This is a genomic window from Pseudomonas sp. R62 (assembly GCF_000257605.1).
Classification (GTDB): Bacteria; Pseudomonadota; Gammaproteobacteria; order Pseudomonadales; family Pseudomonadaceae; genus Aquipseudomonas; species Aquipseudomonas atacamensis.
This window is the reverse complement of record NZ_AHZM01000886.1, coordinates 1-1,058: the sequence shown is the minus strand read 5'-3', so window position 1 is coordinate 1,058 and position 1,058 is coordinate 1. Positions and strand designations below refer to the sequence as shown.

Genomic DNA, 1,058 nt, shown 5'->3' with positions numbered 1-1,058 from the left:
GACGGTTTCAACCGACATGCAAACGATGGCCGAGGCAAACCCGCCAAACCGGGCAATCGCCGAGATGAACAACAGCCGCGACAGGATGAAACACACGCCAAACACGGTCAGGCAGTACGCCGCGCCGGTCCAGCCTCGGTTGAGGTAATAAAGGGTGATGAAGGTGGTCAGCGTGCCGTATCCGATCGAGGCCAGCGTCAGGCTGGTGCCGTACGGCGCAATCTTGCCGAACACCGCCCAGAACGACAGGCGCTCACCACGAATCACCGGCACCGAAGGCTTGTTGCGGATCAACCACAGCGCACCTGCCGCCAACGCCGACAGCGCGAGGCCAAGGCTGACAAAGCCATATTCGGCAACCATCACCACGCCCAACGGCGCACCAATGGCGATCGCGCCGTAAGAAGCAATGCCGTTCCAGCCGATGGATTTCGCCGTATGCTCGACACCGACCTGGCCCATGCACCAACTGATGGTGCCGACGCCGATCAGGCCTTGGGCGATACCGAGCAACAAGCGCCCGGCAATCAGGATCAACAGGCTGGTCAGCGGAAAGCTTTGCAGCAAGGTCGACAGCAACGTCAGCGCGCCACTGAGGACAATCCCCCACAAGCCATAAATGATCGCCCGCTTGGTGCCGAGCGTGTCCGACATGCGCCCGGCCATTGGCCGACTGAGCAGGGTGGCGAGGTATTGCGAGCCGATCACCAGGCCGGCAATGATCGCGCTGAAACCCAGTTGCTCATGGACGTAACCGGGCAATACCGCAATCGGCAAACCGATACAGAGAAAGGCAATGAAAGTGTAGAAAACGATGGAGACGATCTGCAGGGTGATCGCCAGGGAGCTTTGCGGTGGCAGTGGCTGCGCAGACATGAGCACTCGTTCGCGGGCGGCGGTGGGAGAGTTGCCGACATCATGGCGCGGGGCCGGGATAAAAGAAAGCAGGCTAACTACTTCGCCTTATTGATCGTTCCCACGCTCTGCGTGGTAACGCCGCCATGGACGCTCGGCGTCCGCTGTTGGGACGCGGAGCGTCCCGGGCTGCATTCCCACGC

Annotated in this window: 1 protein-coding gene; it reads right to left on the bottom strand. The window is 61.2% G+C overall.

The features are described 5' to 3' along the window. The coding region (locus tag OQK_RS00865) for an MFS transporter (protein ID WP_016770699.1) at positions 1–876 on the bottom strand (876 nt) is incomplete at its 3' end. Positions 877–1,058 lie beyond the last annotated feature (182 nt).